Source organism: uncultured Sulfuricurvum sp., from assembly GCF_937936435.1.
Classification (GTDB): domain Bacteria; phylum Campylobacterota; class Campylobacteria; order Campylobacterales; family Sulfurimonadaceae; genus Sulfuricurvum.
Genome location: NZ_CALDDG010000130.1, coordinates 31,089 through 47,165, shown reverse-complemented (window position 1 = coordinate 47,165; position 16,077 = coordinate 31,089). Strand labels below are relative to the sequence as shown.

Annotated in this window: 13 protein-coding genes and 3 tRNA genes; 11 read left to right on the top strand and 5 right to left on the bottom strand. The window is 45.6% G+C overall.

Annotation, left to right across the window (positions count from 1 at the left end):
- Positions 1-2,081: 2,081 nt before the first annotated feature.
- Entirely contained in the window at positions 2,082-4,424 is a 2,343-nt protein-coding gene (locus Q0389_RS12425; RefSeq protein ID WP_298694608.1) for an EAL domain-containing protein, read from the bottom strand.
- Between the two features lie 83 nt (positions 4,425-4,507).
- Between Q0389_RS12425 and flgA the strand changes: the two genes are divergently transcribed.
- The 8 genes from flgA (at position 4,508) to Q0389_RS12385 (ending at position 11,203) form a co-directional block, all read left to right on the top strand.
- The gene (flgA, locus tag Q0389_RS12420; RefSeq protein ID WP_298694605.1) at positions 4,508-5,371 is read left to right on the top strand and encodes a flagellar basal body P-ring formation chaperone FlgA; all 864 of its coding nucleotides are present in this window, start codon (positions 4,508-4,510) and stop codon (positions 5,369-5,371) included.
- Positions 5,368-5,892 (top strand): UbiX family flavin prenyltransferase, encoded by a 525-nt coding sequence (locus tag Q0389_RS12415; RefSeq protein ID WP_298694603.1) that lies wholly within the window; start codon positions 5,368-5,370, stop codon positions 5,890-5,892. Before flgA ends, Q0389_RS12415 begins: the two co-directional genes overlap by 4 nt.
- Positions 5,893-6,000: 108 nt before the next feature.
- Entirely contained in the window at positions 6,001-6,510 is a 510-nt protein-coding gene (gene coaD, locus Q0389_RS12410) for a pantetheine-phosphate adenylyltransferase (protein ID WP_298694600.1), read from the top strand.
- Positions 6,501-7,082, top strand: a complete 582-nt coding sequence (gene tmk / locus Q0389_RS12405) for a dTMP kinase (protein ID WP_298694599.1) — start codon at positions 6,501-6,503, stop codon at positions 7,080-7,082. Before coaD ends, tmk begins: the two co-directional genes overlap by 10 nt.
- Complete coding sequence (hisS, locus tag Q0389_RS12400; protein ID WP_298694597.1) at positions 7,079-8,296, top strand: histidine--tRNA ligase; 1,218 nt, start codon at positions 7,079-7,081, stop codon at positions 8,294-8,296. The genes tmk and hisS overlap by 4 nt, the downstream gene beginning before the upstream one ends.
- Positions 8,297-8,306: 10 nt before the next feature.
- On the top strand, positions 8,307-10,136 hold the full coding sequence (gene speA / locus Q0389_RS12395; protein ID WP_298694595.1) for a biosynthetic arginine decarboxylase: 1,830 nt from the start codon (positions 8,307-8,309) through the stop codon (positions 10,134-10,136).
- Between the two features lie 9 nt (positions 10,137-10,145).
- Positions 10,146-10,847: a serine O-acetyltransferase gene (cysE, locus tag Q0389_RS12390; RefSeq protein WP_298694594.1), complete on the top strand. Its 702-nt coding sequence runs from the start codon at positions 10,146-10,148 to the stop codon at positions 10,845-10,847.
- Positions 10,847-11,203 carry a VanZ family protein gene (locus Q0389_RS12385; protein WP_298694593.1) on the top strand — a complete coding sequence of 119 codons (357 nt, stop codon included), beginning with the start codon at positions 10,847-10,849 and terminating at the stop codon, positions 11,201-11,203. The genes cysE and Q0389_RS12385 overlap by 1 nt, the downstream gene beginning before the upstream one ends.
- Here Q0389_RS12385 and Q0389_RS12380 read toward each other — a convergent pair.
- Complete coding sequence (locus Q0389_RS12380) at positions 11,189-11,935, bottom strand: complement resistance protein TraT (RefSeq protein ID WP_298694590.1); 747 nt, start codon at positions 11,933-11,935, stop codon at positions 11,189-11,191. The genes Q0389_RS12385 and Q0389_RS12380 overlap by 15 nt on opposite strands.
- Positions 11,936-11,991: 56 nt before the next feature.
- Positions 11,992-13,029, bottom strand: coding sequence for a bifunctional 3,4-dihydroxy-2-butanone 4-phosphate synthase/GTP cyclohydrolase II (locus Q0389_RS12375; RefSeq protein WP_298694588.1), 1,038 nt, complete (start codon positions 13,027-13,029; stop codon positions 11,992-11,994).
- A gap of 160 nt (positions 13,030-13,189) precedes the next feature.
- Here Q0389_RS12375 and Q0389_RS12370 point away from each other — a divergent pair.
- The 3 genes from Q0389_RS12370 to Q0389_RS12360 all read left to right on the top strand — a co-directional run bounded on the left by Q0389_RS12370 (position 13,190) and on the right by Q0389_RS12360 (position 13,489).
- Positions 13,190-13,264, top strand: a tRNA-Gln gene (locus Q0389_RS12370).
- Positions 13,265-13,274: 10 nt separating this feature from the next.
- A tRNA-Met gene (locus Q0389_RS12365) sits at positions 13,275-13,351 on the top strand.
- Between the two features lie 61 nt (positions 13,352-13,412).
- Positions 13,413-13,489 (top strand) — tRNA-Met (locus tag Q0389_RS12360).
- Positions 13,490-13,503: 14 nt separating this feature from the next.
- Here Q0389_RS12360 and Q0389_RS12355 read toward each other — a convergent pair.
- Both Q0389_RS12355 and Q0389_RS12350 read right to left on the bottom strand, forming a co-directional pair.
- Positions 13,504-13,941 carry a bacteriohemerythrin gene (locus Q0389_RS12355; RefSeq protein WP_298694587.1) on the bottom strand — a complete coding sequence of 146 codons (438 nt, stop codon included), beginning with the start codon at positions 13,939-13,941 and terminating at the stop codon, positions 13,504-13,506.
- Positions 13,942-14,070: 129 nt separating this feature from the next.
- The gene (locus Q0389_RS12350) at positions 14,071-16,020 is read right to left on the bottom strand and encodes an esterase-like activity of phytase family protein (RefSeq protein WP_298694585.1); all 1,950 of its coding nucleotides are present in this window, start codon (positions 16,018-16,020) and stop codon (positions 14,071-14,073) included.
- Positions 16,021-16,077 lie beyond the last annotated feature (57 nt).

Below are 16,077 nucleotides of genomic sequence, written 5' to 3'. Positions count from 1 at the left end.
GACCACCGAGATCTACACTCTTTCCCTACACGACGCTCTTCCGATCTTCCACAAAATTATGCTGTTTAAACTGCAAGGCACTGACATTCACGGCGATTTTGGTAATTTGTTCACCTCGGGGAGGCTTGCTTTTCCATTCGACACACTGGCGGCATGCACTCAGCAATACCCATTCGCCGATGGGGACGATCAAGCCGCTCTCTTCAGCGATGCTGATCATATCGTCCGGCATCACCAGCCCCAATTTCGGATGATTCCATCGCAACAACGCTTCTGCCCCGATTATTTTACGCGTTTCGATCTCGATAACCGGTTGATAATAAAGTTCAAGCTCACCGTTTTCAACCGCATGGCGCAGCTCTCGTTCCAAAAAGAGCCGTTTTTTAATCCATTCATCCATATGGCTTTGATAGAAACGGGTAGTATTTTTCCCCTCTTTTTTGGCATGACTCATCGCCGCATCGGCATGTTTTAGCAGATCGTTTGCACTCTCATTCTCATTTTGGACGAAAGCGATCCCGATACTCGACGTTACATTGAGCGTATGCCCCTCAACGTGAAACGGCACGGCAATCGCCTGATGAATTTTTTCGGCAATGCGTTCGGTATTCGAAGTGGCCTGTTCAAACCCCGTGCCCGAGTTTAACAGCAAAACAACAAACTCATCTCCGCCGACGCGGGCAACGGTATCTTCCTCTCGAACGTTTTGTTGAATCCTCTGTACAACATCTTTTAGAATTTCATCTCCGATATTGTGTCCCAATGAGTCGTTTATCGTTTTAAAACGATCCAGATTAATGAACATTAAAGCCGCTATGTTTTGATTACGTTTGCAGCGGATTAGAGCCTGTTGTATCCGTTCCATCAATAAAAACCGGTTCGGGATATCGGTCAGTGCATCATAATAGACTAAATGTCGAATCGTATTTTCCGAATCAACCCGTTCGGTAATGTCCATCGCTATTCCGACCCCTCCGATAATATTACGCGCTTCGTCATACACCGGAGATGTATGCAATACGATATGCAGGTCCAGACTGCTGAGCGTCGAATGGTAAGGACCGATATAATTGCCGTCTTCTCCTCTCAGCACAGCTGTAATCGTCGGTATTAACCGCTTATCCGATAGATGGTTCATATCGAGTCCGACCAATATCTTTTCAGAAGTGTTAAGAATATGTGCCATTGCATTGTTAACTTCTAAAATCACACATGCATTATCGTAGTAGAAAATACCGACGGGAGCTTGTTTAAAAATTGTCGTGAACCTCTCTTCCGTACATTGCAGCTCTTTAAATGTGCTTTGATAAAGCATCTTCGAAGAGAGAGATTGATGAATATAATTGTAAAGGCGTCTCGAAATAACAAAAAGCATAAACCAAAAGAGGCCGACCATCACAAACATCAGTGTGTGAGTATAGGTATGTTCCAATATAAGCGAAACCATCAGCGGAAAAAGGGTTAGCGCTAAAAAAACGGCTACGGCATGTTTAAGCGATGATAACGTCGTAGTCGCTCCTGCGCTCATCCCCGCAAATACAAAAGATAAAAGCGCCTGGTGAACGATATCGTGTGAAGGAAAAAGGAAAATAGACGCGCTGCCGAATACGATTGACGATACGACGAGTCCCTTCATAAACATTTTTTTCATCTTATCGGCCGTATCGGCAGAAAAGTCTCTTACAAACCGCCGATACAACCCGTAACGCCATGCAGCGACACCCAATTGCAAGACTAACCAGACGATGAGAATCGTATGGTCGATAACGCTCCATTGGATAACGCTGAGAAGAAAGGATATAAAAATCATCGTCAATAATGCCGAGGGAAGCTGACGAAAAGCGATTGCTATCTGTCCGTCACGAATTTCACGTTCAATATTTTCCAGACGATAAGATGCGGAATCGGCATAATCCACGTTTTTCCCTTATTACGGTATGCAATCACTATTTTGCTGTTTTATATGAAGATTTTATAGTAGCGTCAGAACAGTAACATGATAGTAACTTCGAGCATTATAGTATCAGAAAGAGTGTAAAAATGGTGTAAACAAAGCTACAAAAAGATTACAAAAACGCCTATTATAGGGCTTGGCATCTTTGTACGTCATTTTCAAGCAATAATTCGAAATTTGCGGCCCGGATCGGCTTGCTGCACAGATAGCCCTGAAAATAGCGGCATTGATGACGATGCAAAAATTCAAACTGCTCTATCGTCTCTACCCCTTCGGCGATAACGTCGAGATTGAAAATCAGTGCAATCGAAAGTATCGTCTCGACTAATGCCGCATCGTCATTATCACTCATTATGTCGCGTATGAAACTGCGGTCGATTTTCAGTGTCGTAAACGGAAGCCGCTTGAGATATGCCAACGACGAATACCCCGTACCGAAATCGTCCATCGATATTCCGATGCCGAAAGCACGAAGTTTCTCCATTTTTTCGATAACGGTATCGATCGAATCGATGATGATCGATTCGGTTAATTCGATCTCTACCATCGAAGGATCGATCCCTGACTCTGCGATAATGGCTATGACTCTCTCGACAAACTCTCTTTGACGAAACTGGATCGCACTGACGTTAATCGCGATCCGCTGGATTTTTTCATCTTCCAAACGCCCGCTATTCCATTCCAATAACTGTAAGCATGCGCGTTGTATCACCCATTCTCCGATAGAGACGATCAAACCGCTCTCTTCGGCTATATCGATAATCTCATCCGGCATAATCAATCCAAGTTCCGGATGATTCCATCGCAACAGCGCTTCGGCTCCGATAATTCTCTGGGTGTCGATTTCGATCACCGGCTGATAATAAAGTTCAAGTTCACCGTTCTTGATTGCGTGACGCAGCCCATTCTCCATATACAAACGTTTCTTGATCCATTGATCCATCTGTTCTTGATAAAAGCGGGTCGTATGCCGTCCCTCTTTTTTGGCCTGATACATAGCCGTATCGGCATATTTGAGCAAATCGTCCGCATTTTGTTCTTTGGAACTCACGATAGCGATCCCGATACTCGATGTCGTCGCAATAGGATCATTTGACTCAAGCACAAACGGTACTGCCAGTGCCTGATGGATTTTTTCAGCAACCGACTCGGCGTGTGAAGCGGCACTGTGCGGGTCTGTTCCCAGCTGTCCGAGCAATATGATAAATTCATCGCCCCCCAGTCTCGCTACCGTATCCCCTTCCCGGCATACCCGTTTGAGACGTTCGGCCGTCTCGATCAGCAACATATCGCCGACATGATGCCCCAGTGAGTCATTGACACTTTTAAAATGGTCCAAATCCAAAAACAAGATTGCCAAAAGATTGCGCGTACGACGATACATCGCCAATGCCTGTTCGATCCGATCTTTGAGCAATATCCGATTCGGGATATCGGTTAACGCATCGAAATAGGCTTGATGTTTCATTTTCTCTTCGGCCATAATGCGATCGGTCACATCGTTCACGATCGCTACTCCTCCGATAATATTGCGTTTCATATCATAAATCGGCGAAGTTTGCAGAACGATCCACAAATCCAGTCCCATAAATCTGGTTTTATAGGGCCCTTCATAATACCCTTTATGTCCTCCGATAGGATTACTCAGAGCCATATACAGACTGGAATCGGGAAGTGCTTTGAGATCCAGACCTATCATCATATTTCGGTCGATACGGAGAATATTCATCATCTCCGCATTGGAATCGATAATCATCAAATCGGTATTATAATAAAAAATCCCGGCAGGGGCATCTTTAAAAATCGTCTCGAAATGCTCTTCCGAAAGGGCCAAGGCATCCGTTGCTTTTTGATGCAGCAGTTTCGATTTCAGTGCATTGACGATATTGATATAAACCCGTTTCGACGCAATAATCAACAACAATAAAAAAGCGGCAATCATCCCCGCCATCACGTAGTGCTCATCGCCTCCAATACCTATGATCGTAAAAAACATCGGAGCGATCAGCATTACCAAAAAAGCAGATACCAAAGAAGGAAGAGACGCAAGAGTGCCGGATGCCACTGAACCTATCCCCGCTAGCATAAACATGAGAAAAAATTGATCGAACGGATTCAAAGAATTATTAATAAATAAAGCCGATATTCCCCATGTAAATGCGGAAACAAGCATCATGAGATTGAATTGATATTCCCAATCAATCGTACTGAGTATGGAACGTTTACGAAACTGAAAAACCAAGAAAATACGCCATAAGAGGGTTAAACATACGATTGCAAACCACAAAAAAACATATTCTTTTACCGCCGTATCACTGTAAAAATAAACGATTGCGGCTCCACCGATAAAGAGCGGAACGATCGAGGGAAGAATCTGATTGTAAGCGATTTTAACCTGCTCGTCACGGATGAGTCTTTTCTCTTCAGTACTTAACTCATCCAAATAATCATTATTGTTAAACACGACCATGAATCACCGTTCATTTAGCATATAACAGCAGAATAACCTAAACGGGATAAAAAAACAACTTAATCGTATGTTACAATTGCCGGATGATTAAAATACTATGCTTATTCCTTTTTTTTATACCTTTGTTCGGTTATGAATTGCAGGAAAATTACGAATTTGAAAGAGATGTCGTCTTTTCGAATGATCTGTTTCCCGATCTCTCTTCCAAATTTGAAATTCTTAAAATCCCCGCAGACAAGAGCCAATATCGGATCGATGCCAACGTTATCGCCAAAACGTTCGAACTCAACGGCATTGCCGTCGAGACGGACAAAGTCAGATACGTCAATTTTACACGCCACAGTCCGGTCGATTTTACCGCGATAAAAGATCAATTGCACCGGATTCTCCTCGAATGCTACCCTTCCATGCAAATCGATGAAATCTCTATACACCCACGCGGTTATATCGCTTCTATCGGCAAAGATACACGGGGTTACTTTGATAATCGTACCTGCCAAAACAACAACGGTCTTTTTTATATTCTCGATTCACAGGGGCTTCGCCATTATCTCGATTATACGGTACAAGGGAACCTTGAAGTGCTCCATACGATCCAAAAAGTACTCCGTAAAGAGCCGATTACCGGATTTAACACTATTTTAAAATCGGTCCCTTTCCAAGCCTTCAAAGATAAACCTCTCACCACACTGCCTGATATTCCGTCTCGTTACCGTTCCAATCTCAAAGCCTCCCAACTTCTAACGATCCGAAATATCGAGCCCTCTCCTCTCGTCTTGAAAAATGAAAAAGTCGTTGTAGAAGTACGAAACGGTGCCGTCATCGTCGAGTTTATTGCGACAGCGACACAAGAAGGCTCACTCTATGATATTATTACAGTCCAAAAAAACGACGGAAAGCGTGCAAAAGCCAAAGTGATCGGAGACAATCGGGTGGAACTTCAATGAAAGTGATCGTAGGAATCAGCGGTGCCAGCGGTGCGAATCTCGGGATCAAAACGCTAAAAGCCCTCCCTGATACGATTCAAAAGCATCTGATTCTCTCCGAACATGCCCAAATCGTACTGGAAAAGGAAGAGAACCTGACCATCCATCAAAACCATGAAATATGGGCTTCCGTCGCTTCAGGCTCGTACGGTGCCGATGCGATGATCGTGACCCCGTGCAGTATGAATACCCTCGCCAAAATCGCCTGCGGTATCGCCGACAACCTGATCACTCGTGCCGCAGCCGTGATGATTAAAGAACGCCGCACTCTGGTTTTAGCACCGCGCGAGATCCCCTATTCTCCCATCGCATTGGAAAACATGCATAAACTTTCCATGATGGGAGTTGTCATCGCACCTCCCGTACTTGCATATTACGGAGAGCAAAATACGCTTGAAGCAATGGAAAACTTTATGATCGGAAAATGGTTCGATCTTCTCGGTATCGACAACGATTTATACAAACGGTGGGATGATAAATGAAAAATTTTAAAAGCGCGGCTTGCAGCGCGTGGGCATTCTGCCAAAGAGAACCCAGCGTTAGCGTAGCCAATCGGGACTTTGTTCAGATGGCGTTTGAAATGGAAACATATGCATAAAATTGCTCTGTATCCCGGAACTTTTGATCCGATCACGAACGGCCATTTCGACATTATCGAACGGGGGATAAAGCTTTTTGACGAAGTGATTATCGCCGTTGCCGAATCACAGGAAAAAAAGCCGATGTTCACCCTCGACGAACGGGTAGAAATGGTAAAACTCGCCGTTAAAGATTTAAAACGGGTCACCGTTGTCGGGTTTGACAATCTGACCGTAGAACTGGCCTATTCACTCGGAGCTACCGTCTTGATACGCGGCCTTCGCGCCGTCAGCGATTTCGAGTTCGAACTTCAACTCGGTTATCTCAACAATTCGCTCGATCCCAATATCGAAACGGTCTATCTGATGCCGAAACTCAAACATGCGTTCATCAGCTCGTCGATTGTGCGCAATCTATTAAAATTCAACGGTAAAACGGAACATCTGCTCCCTCCTCCCGTCCAAAATGTTATTTGGGGGATGAAATCATGCACATTGCCAGAGGCGACACCATGTATATAGCGGTAGAGGGGATTGACACAGCCGGGAAAAGTACCCAGATCGAAGCTTTGACATCCCTCTTTCCTGATGCTCTGATTACCAAAGAGCCGGGAGGAACGGCCGTCGGAACGCAGATCCGCAGTATGGTTTTGCATGGAGAGCTAAAAAGCAAAACGGCCGAACTTCTACTTTTCCTGGCTGACCGCGCCGAGCATACGGAACGTGTAATATTGCCTAATATGAACAAACTGATCATCAGTGACCGTTCCGCCGTTTCCGGTATGGCATACGCCAGTGTACAGGATCTTTGCGACGAGTCTACCCTCGTTTTACTCAACCGTCTCGCAACCGGCGGAACGCTGCCCGATACGGTCTTTATCCTAAAATTAAGTGCCGAAGAGCTGACTCACCGTCTGAGCCAAAAAGAGCACGATGTCATCGAATCGCGCGGTATCGAATACTTGCTGCGTATTCAGGACGCCCTGATCGCTTCGGCATTTGCGCTCGGGATACAAACCCATGTAATCGATGCGACACAAACTATCGATACAATTACACAAGAAATTACCACCTTGATCAAAGGAGCTTTATGATCCAATCTTTGCGCGGAATGAACGACATTTTAGCGGATGACTATGAACGTTTCGAATACTTTTTGACTACAGCCTCGACCATCGCCAAGCGGTATGGATTTCATTACATCGAAACGCCGCTGCTGGAAGAGACGGCATTATTCAAACGTTCTGTAGGAGAATCCAGCGACATCGTCGGCAAAGAGATGTATCAATTTACCGATAAAGGTGAAAATGACGTATGTCTGCGCCCGGAAGGGACAGCCGGAGTCGTACGTGCTTTCGTCCAACACAAGCTCGATAAAAAAGGGGGCATCCACCGTTTTTATTACCACGGTCCGATGTTCCGTTACGAGCGTCCCCAAAAAGGGCGGTTGAGAGAGTTTCACCAATTCGGAGTGGAGAGTTTCGGCGTTGCTTCCGTCTATGAAGACGCATTGATGATCATGATGATCGCCGATATCTTAAAAGCGCTCGGCATCGGCTATCGGCTGAAACTCAATTCGCTGGGTGATCAACACTGTATGCCTGCCTATCGCGAAAAATTGGTTTCGTTCATCGAATCGTGCGGCGACGCGATCTGCGGCGACTGTGTCCGCCGTAAATCGACGAATCCGATCCGTGTTCTCGATTGTAAAAACGAGACGTGCCAAAGTCTGTACGTCAATGCGCCGAAACTGATTGACAACCTCTGCGGCGAGTGCCAAAACGATTTCGATACCCTAAAACAGATTTTGGACAATCACGCCATCGCCTATGAGATCGATACGAATCTGGTTCGAGGACTGGATTACTATTCCAAAACGGCATTCGAGTTCGTCAGCGACAATATCGGGAGCCAAAGCGCCATTGCAGGCGGCGGACGCTATGACCGGCTCATCGAATTTCTAGACGGCAAACCGACTCCGGCAGTGGGTTTTGCATTGGGAATCGAACGGCTCATGGAGCTTATCGTAATGCCTGAGGCTCAACGCGAGGGGTATTATCTGGGGACTTTGGATCCCGAAGCGATCCAAAGCGTTTTACTGGCGGCCGAAAAAGTACGCCGCAGTACCAAGGGAGTCGTCGAATACGAGCCGCGAAGCCTCAAAGCCCATCTCAAAGGTGCCGACCGGGTCAATGCCCGCTATTGCGCCGTTATCGGAGAAAATGAGTTGACCCAAAACAGCATATGGGTCAAAGATCTGGTCGAAAAGACCGAATCGCTTATCCCGTTGAGCGATTTTTTTGCATAAGGAACATGAGATGAAAACATACGGTATAGACATCTGGGGCGAAAACAACTTTATGATCGATCAGGGAAAGATCAAAGTTAATTATAAAAGTTCCCCTTCCTTGATCGAGATCACCCAACAAATCCGAAAAACCAACCTGCGCGGACCATTGATACTCCGGTTTCCCCACCTGATCGGCAAACAGATCGATGCGCTCTATTCCAACTTCCGCCGCGCTATTTTTGAGAACGACTATACCGGAAAATTCCACGCCGTGTTCCCGCTGAAAGTCAATCAATTTCCCGAAGCGGTCGATGCCATCGTAGAACACGGTGAGAAATACAGCTACGGTCTGGAAGCCGGGTCGAAAGCAGAACTTGCACTGGCGATGGCCAAGACCCCTATCGGCTCGCCGATCACCGTCAACGGATTCAAAGACGAAGAGATGGTAACGCTCGGATTTATGGCCGCTCACATAGGACATAATATTACGATCACCATCGAAGGGCTTGGCGAGCTGGAGTGGATCATCGACGTCGCCCAATCCTGCGGCCTAAAAGTACCGAATATCGGTATCCGCGTCCGTCTCCAGTCCGAGGGGAGCGGTATTTGGGCGAAAAGCAGCGGGATGAACGCTAAATTCGGTCTTACCTCTACCGAACTGATCGAAGCGATGCTGATGCTCCAGGAAAACAAGATGTTGGAGCATTTTTCGATGATCCATTTTCATATCGGAAGCCAGATGCAGGATATCGCTCCGCTTAAGCGGGTATTGCGCGAAGCGGGAAATATATACGCCGAGTTGAAAAAGATGGGTGCCGACAATCTGCGTGCCATCAATATCGGGGGAGGTCTCGCGGTCGAGTATTCCCAGCACACTTCTACCCGAATGCGTAACTATACCCTCGAAGAGTTCTCTAACAGTGTCGTTTTCCTTCTTCGTGAAATTATGAATGCCAAAGGTGTCGCTCACCCCGATATTTTTACCGAATCGGGACGTTTTATCGTTGCCTCGCACTCTGTGTTGATCGCTCCGGTTTTAGAGCTTTTCTCACACGATTATCAGGCTAAATCGCTCAAGCTCAAAGAGAACAATCCGCCGTTGATCGAAGAGCTTCGCGAACTAAACTCCCTCCTCTCTCCGCGTACCTGCATCGAGTATATGCATGATGCGCTGGATCATATGGAATCGCTTTTGACCCTGTTCAATCTTGGTCACATCGACTTGCAAGACCGCTCAAATGCAGAGATTTTGGTTCATCAGATCATTAAAAAATCGCTCTATCTTTCTCAGGATAATCCGATGCCCGAGATCGAACGTTTACAGGTCAAACTGCAAGAGCGCTATTTGATTAACAGTTCTATTTTCCAAAGTATCCCCGATTATTGGGGCTTACAACAGCAATTCCCGATCATGCCGCTGGATCGTCTCGATATTCCGGCGATCCGTGCCGCGAGTTTGTGGGATATCACCTGCGACAGCGACGGCGAGATTCGGTTCAAACCTGAGACTCCGCTCTATCTGCACGACATCGATCTGGATGAAGAAGAGTATTTTCTAGCGTTCTTTAACGTCGGTGCCTATCAGGAAACGTTAGGGATGAATCACAACCTTTTCACCCATCCGAGCGAGTGTACGATTTTGATCAACGATACCGGATACGAGATCGAAAACTTTACCGAATCGGACAATGTTCTCAATATTCTCGAAGACATCGGATACGATGCCTCTAAACTTCTCACTAACCTTAAAAATAAACTTGCCGTGAGCGATTTTAGGACAGAAGAAGAAAAAAGTGATACACTTCAAAAACTCGAAATGTATCTCTACCAAAACGGGTATCTGCGAACCACACGCTAAGGATTGAATTTGGGACTTTTTTCAGAAATAGCCGAAGATTTTTCGAACGTTTATAAAAATGATCCCGCCATCAGTTCCAGAATCGAACTCTTTTTCAACTATCCGGGTGTGTGGGCCATTTTCTGGTACCGCATCTCAAGCCGCCTCTATCGCAAAGGTTTCCGCTCCATTGCCCGTATTCTGATGGGATTCAACCAAATCTTGACCAATATCGATATTCATCCGGGTGCTACGATCGGGCGACGTGTTTTCATCGATCACGGTTTCGGCGTCGTGATCGGCCAAACGACCGTCATCGAAGACGATGTCCTTATTTATCAGGGCGTCACCCTCGGCGGGGTTAGCCTTACTCCGGGAAAACGCCATCCGACGATCAAAAGCGGCGTCGTTATCGGCTCGGGTGCAAAAGTTTTGGGAAATATCACAATCGGAACCAATTCTAAAATCGGCGCCAACTCCGTTGTCGTACGCGAAGTTCCCGACAACAGCACCGCTATCGGTATTCCGGCACACGTTATCCAAAAAGGTCGGGACAAAGACCCTTTCAGCCACAACAAACTCCCCGACATCAACAAAGAGATGTTCGAATATCTTCTTCGTCGTGTCGCCGTCCTCGAACATTATATGGTACAGGACAATACTGAAATTTTGGAACAAGACCTCCAATTGGAAAATATCTACGAATCGTTTATTAAAGCTATGAAGAACTGATGCTTCTGTTTCGCTTTTTTTTCTACACTGCTCTGTTTTCCATCTCAACGTTAGCCGTACTGCCCGACTATTCCGCCCTGCCTCCTATCGTATCGGTCAGCGACCTGATCAATCATGCCGCTGCTTTTTTTGTTTTGTATGTGCTGTATACACTCTCATATCGCCATAGCGTTCAACGTATGACATTCAGTCTGATAGCATACGGCATCGGTATTGAAGTCGTTCAAGCATTTTTGCCGACACGGTTTTCGTCTGTAGAAGACCTGATTGCAGATTGTACGGGGATTTTAGTAGGATTCAGCGTAACGAAGCTAATCTACCCCTTCATGGGGCAGATACGATTAAAAAAGTCCTGAAAGCGATTTAGCAAGAGCATCCTGTAATGCAGGCTGCGCCTCTTCAAAATCAAGATTCACTTTATTGGCCGTACTCACAACACGGGTACGATACGTTTTCCATTCGACGCTCCCGCCTTGGATATTTTGTTGGACGTTGGTAGAACTTCCTTGTTTAATGTTAGCGGCCTGAGTCTGTGTAATCATCTCACCCGCTAGCGGACGTTCGCGGATTTGAACGTCGGTAATCATGCTGTAGAATGTATCATCCACCAAGGCATCCCCGACGACGCCCAGCGCCGCACCGATCAAGCCTCCTGCAGCCGCATTGCGTCCCGAATCATGCATCGCATATCCGGCGGCAGCGCCCAAAACGGCTCCTCCAAATCCTCCGTCTAGTGCATTTTGAGCTTCACGCAAATCGGTTTTCCCTACTTGCAACACGTTTGCCTGAAGCATGAAATTGGCTTTTTGAGGACTCGTAGTGACCGTATAGCCGTGCGATATCAAGGCACTTACGATACTTTCCTTGACATTGATATCTTTGTCCGAGGTATTGCGCACATCAACATATATAACACGCTGATTCGGTTCTGTAGGCTCCAAAAAGATCGTCTCCGACATTTTCGTCTGTACATCGAGATTCCGTTTTTTGATGGCAGTATGTGCGGCACCGCATCCGGTAAACTCTATAGCGACCAAGCTAAACATTCCGGCAATCAAAAAAGTTTTTGCAATTGATTTCAATTTCATAAAAATACCTCCGTTTCAGTACTGAGAAATTCTAAACTCACTCGCCTTAATAACAACTAACGTTCATCGGTGGGATTAATTGTCTCAACAACATCCAATCCGAATCCGCATAATCCCGCGAAATCGGAAATTTTCGACTCTGCGATCAGGCGCATGTGTCTGACTCCTAAAGATTTCAGGATTTGGGCTCCGATGCCGTACTCTTTCATATTTATTTGTTGATGGTGGGGTTTATTGATAAAGAGCAAAACTCCGCTGTTGTGTTTGAGATAATTGATCGAATCGATGAGATGAGCGTATTTGCTTTGATTCAAGAGCAGATCAATATCCGGCACGACATTATGAACTTTGACGTTTGCCGTCTCACCTGCTTTGTAAAAAACGATTGCCGTATGTCTGTTATCTTGATGATCCGCAAACTCGTATTTTTTGACATGTACACCGAAAAATTCGATTTCCTCTTCCGAAATCGCTTTTACCAATGTCTCATTGGCAAGACGAAATTCGACAATATCCGAAATATACACCGTTTTGAGATTATGTTTGGCGGCAAAGATATCCAAGTCGTCACGGCGTGCCATCGTACCGTCTTCTTTCATTATCTCGCAAATAACCGCCGATTCGGCAAGTCCCGCCAAACGGCACAGGTCGATAGAACCTTCGGTATGTCCGATTCGTACCAGAGTACCGCCTTCTTTGGCAATGAGGGGAAATATATGACCGGGAGCAACCAGTTCAGAAGGATTGGACAAAGGATTCGCCAATATTTTGATCGTCATATCCCGTTCATAGGTCGAAATCCCTGTTGTCGCCGCCGTAGCGTCGACTGAAATCGTAAAAGCGGTTTCATGCATGGAAGTATTGGATTTTACCATCGGCTCCAAATTCAGCCGTTTAGCGATGGCAGGATTGATAGAGACACAAATCAGCCCTTTTGCATGTGTCGCCATGAAATTGACGTGATCCGGGGTAGAAAAAACGGAAGCATAAACCAAATCCCCTTCATTTTCGCGATCTTCGTCATCTGCCATGATGACCATCCGCCCTTTTTTAAACTCTTCGATTGCATCTAAAACCCGTTGGACTGCTGACATTTAAAACTCTTTTATTATTAATATAGTTGGGCAATTATAGAGCAAAAGGATTAAAAATCTATCACAACGCTAAAAATGATCTTTTTTTCTTCCGTTGTTTGCGAAGCACTTGACATTTCTTTAAAAAATGTCTATAATTTCGGCCTCCAAGCGAGATTGTTGGGGTATCGCCAAGCGGTAAGGCAACTGGTTTTGGTCCAGTCACCCGGGGGTTCGAATCCCTCTACCCCATCCATATTTTATACCGCGGAATAGAGCAGTCCGGTAGCTCGTCGGGCTCATAACCCGAAGGTCGTAGGTTCAAATCCTGCTTCCGCAACCAATACTAGATATTATTTCTTCTAATATTTAAAACACTTCTTTTTTGATATAGCTTCAAATGTCGCGGAATAGAGCAGCACGGTAGCTCGCGAGGCTCATAACCTCGAGGTCATAGGTTCAAATCCTGTTTCCGCAACCAATCATTACACAAATTTATCCAATCAAATCAATAACGCAATCATCTTCAAATGTATTGGCTTTTAAGGCATACAATTTAATTTTCGTATCTTCTTGGACTATATGATCGATCAATGCTTTTTTAATAATAAATTTGAGTTTGGTCTGTATCATTGCGATGCTGGGGGCATTGGAAACGGACGTTTTGACAAAATCGATGATTTCGTTGTGCAATTTATGATGATATTCGTAGTCGGGGTATTTGATGCTTTGCATATATTTCTCTTCATCGCGAAAATGCTCCCGCATGTAATCGCTCAATTCGCCCAGTATCTCTTTAAGCTGCTCTTTTGTAGAGCTGATCGCATCGAGTGCGGCAATGCGTCCTACTATCTCAAAAAGCCGTATGTGTTGAAGATCGATCCCCTCGATTCCCAATCGATACGATTCGTCCCATTCCAACCCTGTTGCCATTATATATATCCTTCTGATCACGTACTAAATTATGTTTCAAGTCAACAAAATTCTAACCGATTTGCCATATAAAAGAGATCAAAAAACGTGGATGTCTCTGCACAACGCAGAGACGGAGAAAAATAGAAGTTAAAAATCCGTAGCGGGTTTGGAGAGTTTAATGACCCATAGACGGGTGCGGCGTTCTTGTTCGCTATTGCTTATGATTCCGTAGCTCACTGTTCCGCTGTCGCACGTAACGCTTTCGGTCGTACTGAGCTGATTCGGTACTGATGCAGTAAGATCGAGTCTCAATTTTTTCGGATCAAGTTCGGTATCAACACCGTTTACTTTACAACTTGCCACTGCCGCCATACCGAAATCGTTGTCATTAGAGATAGCAATCGTTTGACTATCGATCAACGTCAGACCTTCCGCTTTTTCAGGAAGCCATCCGAAATCGCGAAGATTGGCGATAAATGTCCGTGTCGCAGGGGTAATTCCGCTGATATTTTTTAAACCCGATTGTCCGGCATACATTGATGAATCGATTTTCGTCGCACCGGAGATATCAAATAAGACGATGTTGTTCATCAAATCGCCTGAACCGTTCGAACCTTGCTCTATCATCAAGAATTTACCGTTACCCAAAGAGGTCAAGTCCCCTACTTTCACCTTACTGGCTTTAAAACCGGTCGGATTGGTCGAAGAATTGTATTTATCGAACGGAACGGCATATAGATTTACCTCTTTTGTCGCCGGATTAAGCTCGACCAACGTCAAATAAGTATCGTCTCCTTTGTACTCTGTATCGGTATTCGTATCAAGCGGAGTTTGAACGATTGCATACACCAATCCGGTCGATTGATCGATAGAGAGCCCCTCCATTCCGCGGTTAGGAACACGGTTTTTCAACATATCCGGAAGCGGATTCGTCGCATCACCCGGGATAAATTTTTGCAAGACAATACCTGTCGTCGGGTCGACTTTTGCAATGAACGGTCCGTACTCGTCACTGATCCACAAATTTCCGTTACCGTCGATATCGATCCCCTCAGGATCGATTCCGTTAACATCAAACGGAAGTACCGATGTCAAATCGGCGCTCAACCCTACCTCGCTTGTCGATCCCGTCGTACCGATAGGTAACGGCAATCCGCTCATTTTAGTCGATGCATCGGCTTTCAGATCGATCGTTTTCGTAACCGTCGCTTTACCGTTTTTCACAGTAATCTCAGCGATTTTCGGCGCATACGCCGGAATCGGGAACGATTTACTCAACGTATACGTATCGCTGGCAGTTTTGATCGTTACATCCGTCGTACCCCCTTCAGGAGCATCGCCGTTGGCACCGCGGTCGGTAATACCGTAAAATACCATCGTACCGTTGGAGTTCGATTTTAGACGTAGCCCTGAACCGACTGCCAATGGGAGTTTGGATGTTTTGGCGTTGAGTGCGTAATCGAGATCATAACCGGTCGTATCGACGGTATATTTGGTAACCTCGGTGATATTGCCGGAGCTGTACGTCTGCGTCGTCAACCCTGTCGCCCCTTTGACTTTTGCAACCGTCGTCAACAAGTGATCGGTAGCTACATCTGTGTCTTTGATGGTAACGGACGGTAGGTTCGCATCGCTATGGATGATCTGAGTAACATCGCTGCCGCCGCCGAGTGTTTGTGCCGCAATCGTTTTAAATTGTGCACGCGTAGTACTATCGATCGTAATACCGTTGTTCGGATCTTGGTCGCTGTCAAGCGATTGAAGTAACAATGCCATATTGACCACTTCGTTCGAAGGGGAACCGTCGCTGTTTGTTGCGGATGTCGCTAAATCGAAAAGAGTTAATGTAGAACCTGCGCTCGTCGCTTTACCCAATGTCAAATTACCGAGTTTAAAAGTGACTTTTTCTCCCGGTCTGTATTTAAAACTACCGTCGCTCCCCGTAATACCGCTTTGCGACTCGGTAGAATATTCCAATCCGCCTACGACATCATCATACAGATATCCTGTAGAAACGGCGCTATCCGAATCATTATTGCATGCTGCAAAACCCAATATCCCGGCCAAACATAACGAATACGTCGCTATTTTTTTCATCAGAGTGCTTCCCGTTGTTAAAATCCTACCACTTGCTGTGCAATAGTTTCGAACATA

Bases quoted from the DNA above. Each gene is read 5' to 3' on its own strand.
- Q0389_RS12380 (WP_298694590.1), bottom strand. From the start codon at position 11,935: ATGAAATTGAAATCAATTGCAAAAACTTTTTTGATTGCCGGAATGTTT.
- Q0389_RS12375 (WP_298694588.1), bottom strand. From the start codon at position 13,029: ATGTCAGCAGTCCAACGGGTTTTAGATGCAATCGAAGAGTTTAAAAAA.
- tmk (WP_298694599.1), top strand. From the start codon at position 6,501: ATGTATATAGCGGTAGAGGGGATTGACACAGCCGGGAAAAGTACCCAG.
- Q0389_RS12425 (WP_298694608.1), bottom strand. From the start codon at position 4,424: ATGGTCGTGTTTAACAATAATGATTATTTGGATGAGTTAAGTACTGAA.
- Q0389_RS12350 (WP_298694585.1), bottom strand. From the start codon at position 16,020: ATGAAAAAAATAGCGACGTATTCGTTATGTTTGGCCGGGATATTGGGT.
- Q0389_RS12355 (WP_298694587.1), bottom strand. From the start codon at position 13,941: ATGGCAACAGGGTTGGAATGGGACGAATCGTATCGATTGGGAATCGAG.
- Q0389_RS12415 (WP_298694603.1), top strand. From the start codon at position 5,368: ATGAAAGTGATCGTAGGAATCAGCGGTGCCAGCGGTGCGAATCTCGGG.
- coaD (WP_298694600.1), top strand. From the start codon at position 6,001: ATGCATAAAATTGCTCTGTATCCCGGAACTTTTGATCCGATCACGAAC.
- speA (WP_298694595.1), top strand. From the start codon at position 8,307: ATGAAAACATACGGTATAGACATCTGGGGCGAAAACAACTTTATGATC.
- hisS (WP_298694597.1), top strand. From the start codon at position 7,079: ATGATCCAATCTTTGCGCGGAATGAACGACATTTTAGCGGATGACTAT.
- flgA (WP_298694605.1), top strand. From the start codon at position 4,508: ATGATTAAAATACTATGCTTATTCCTTTTTTTTATACCTTTGTTCGGT.
- Q0389_RS12385 (WP_298694593.1), top strand. From the start codon at position 10,847: ATGCTTCTGTTTCGCTTTTTTTTCTACACTGCTCTGTTTTCCATCTCA.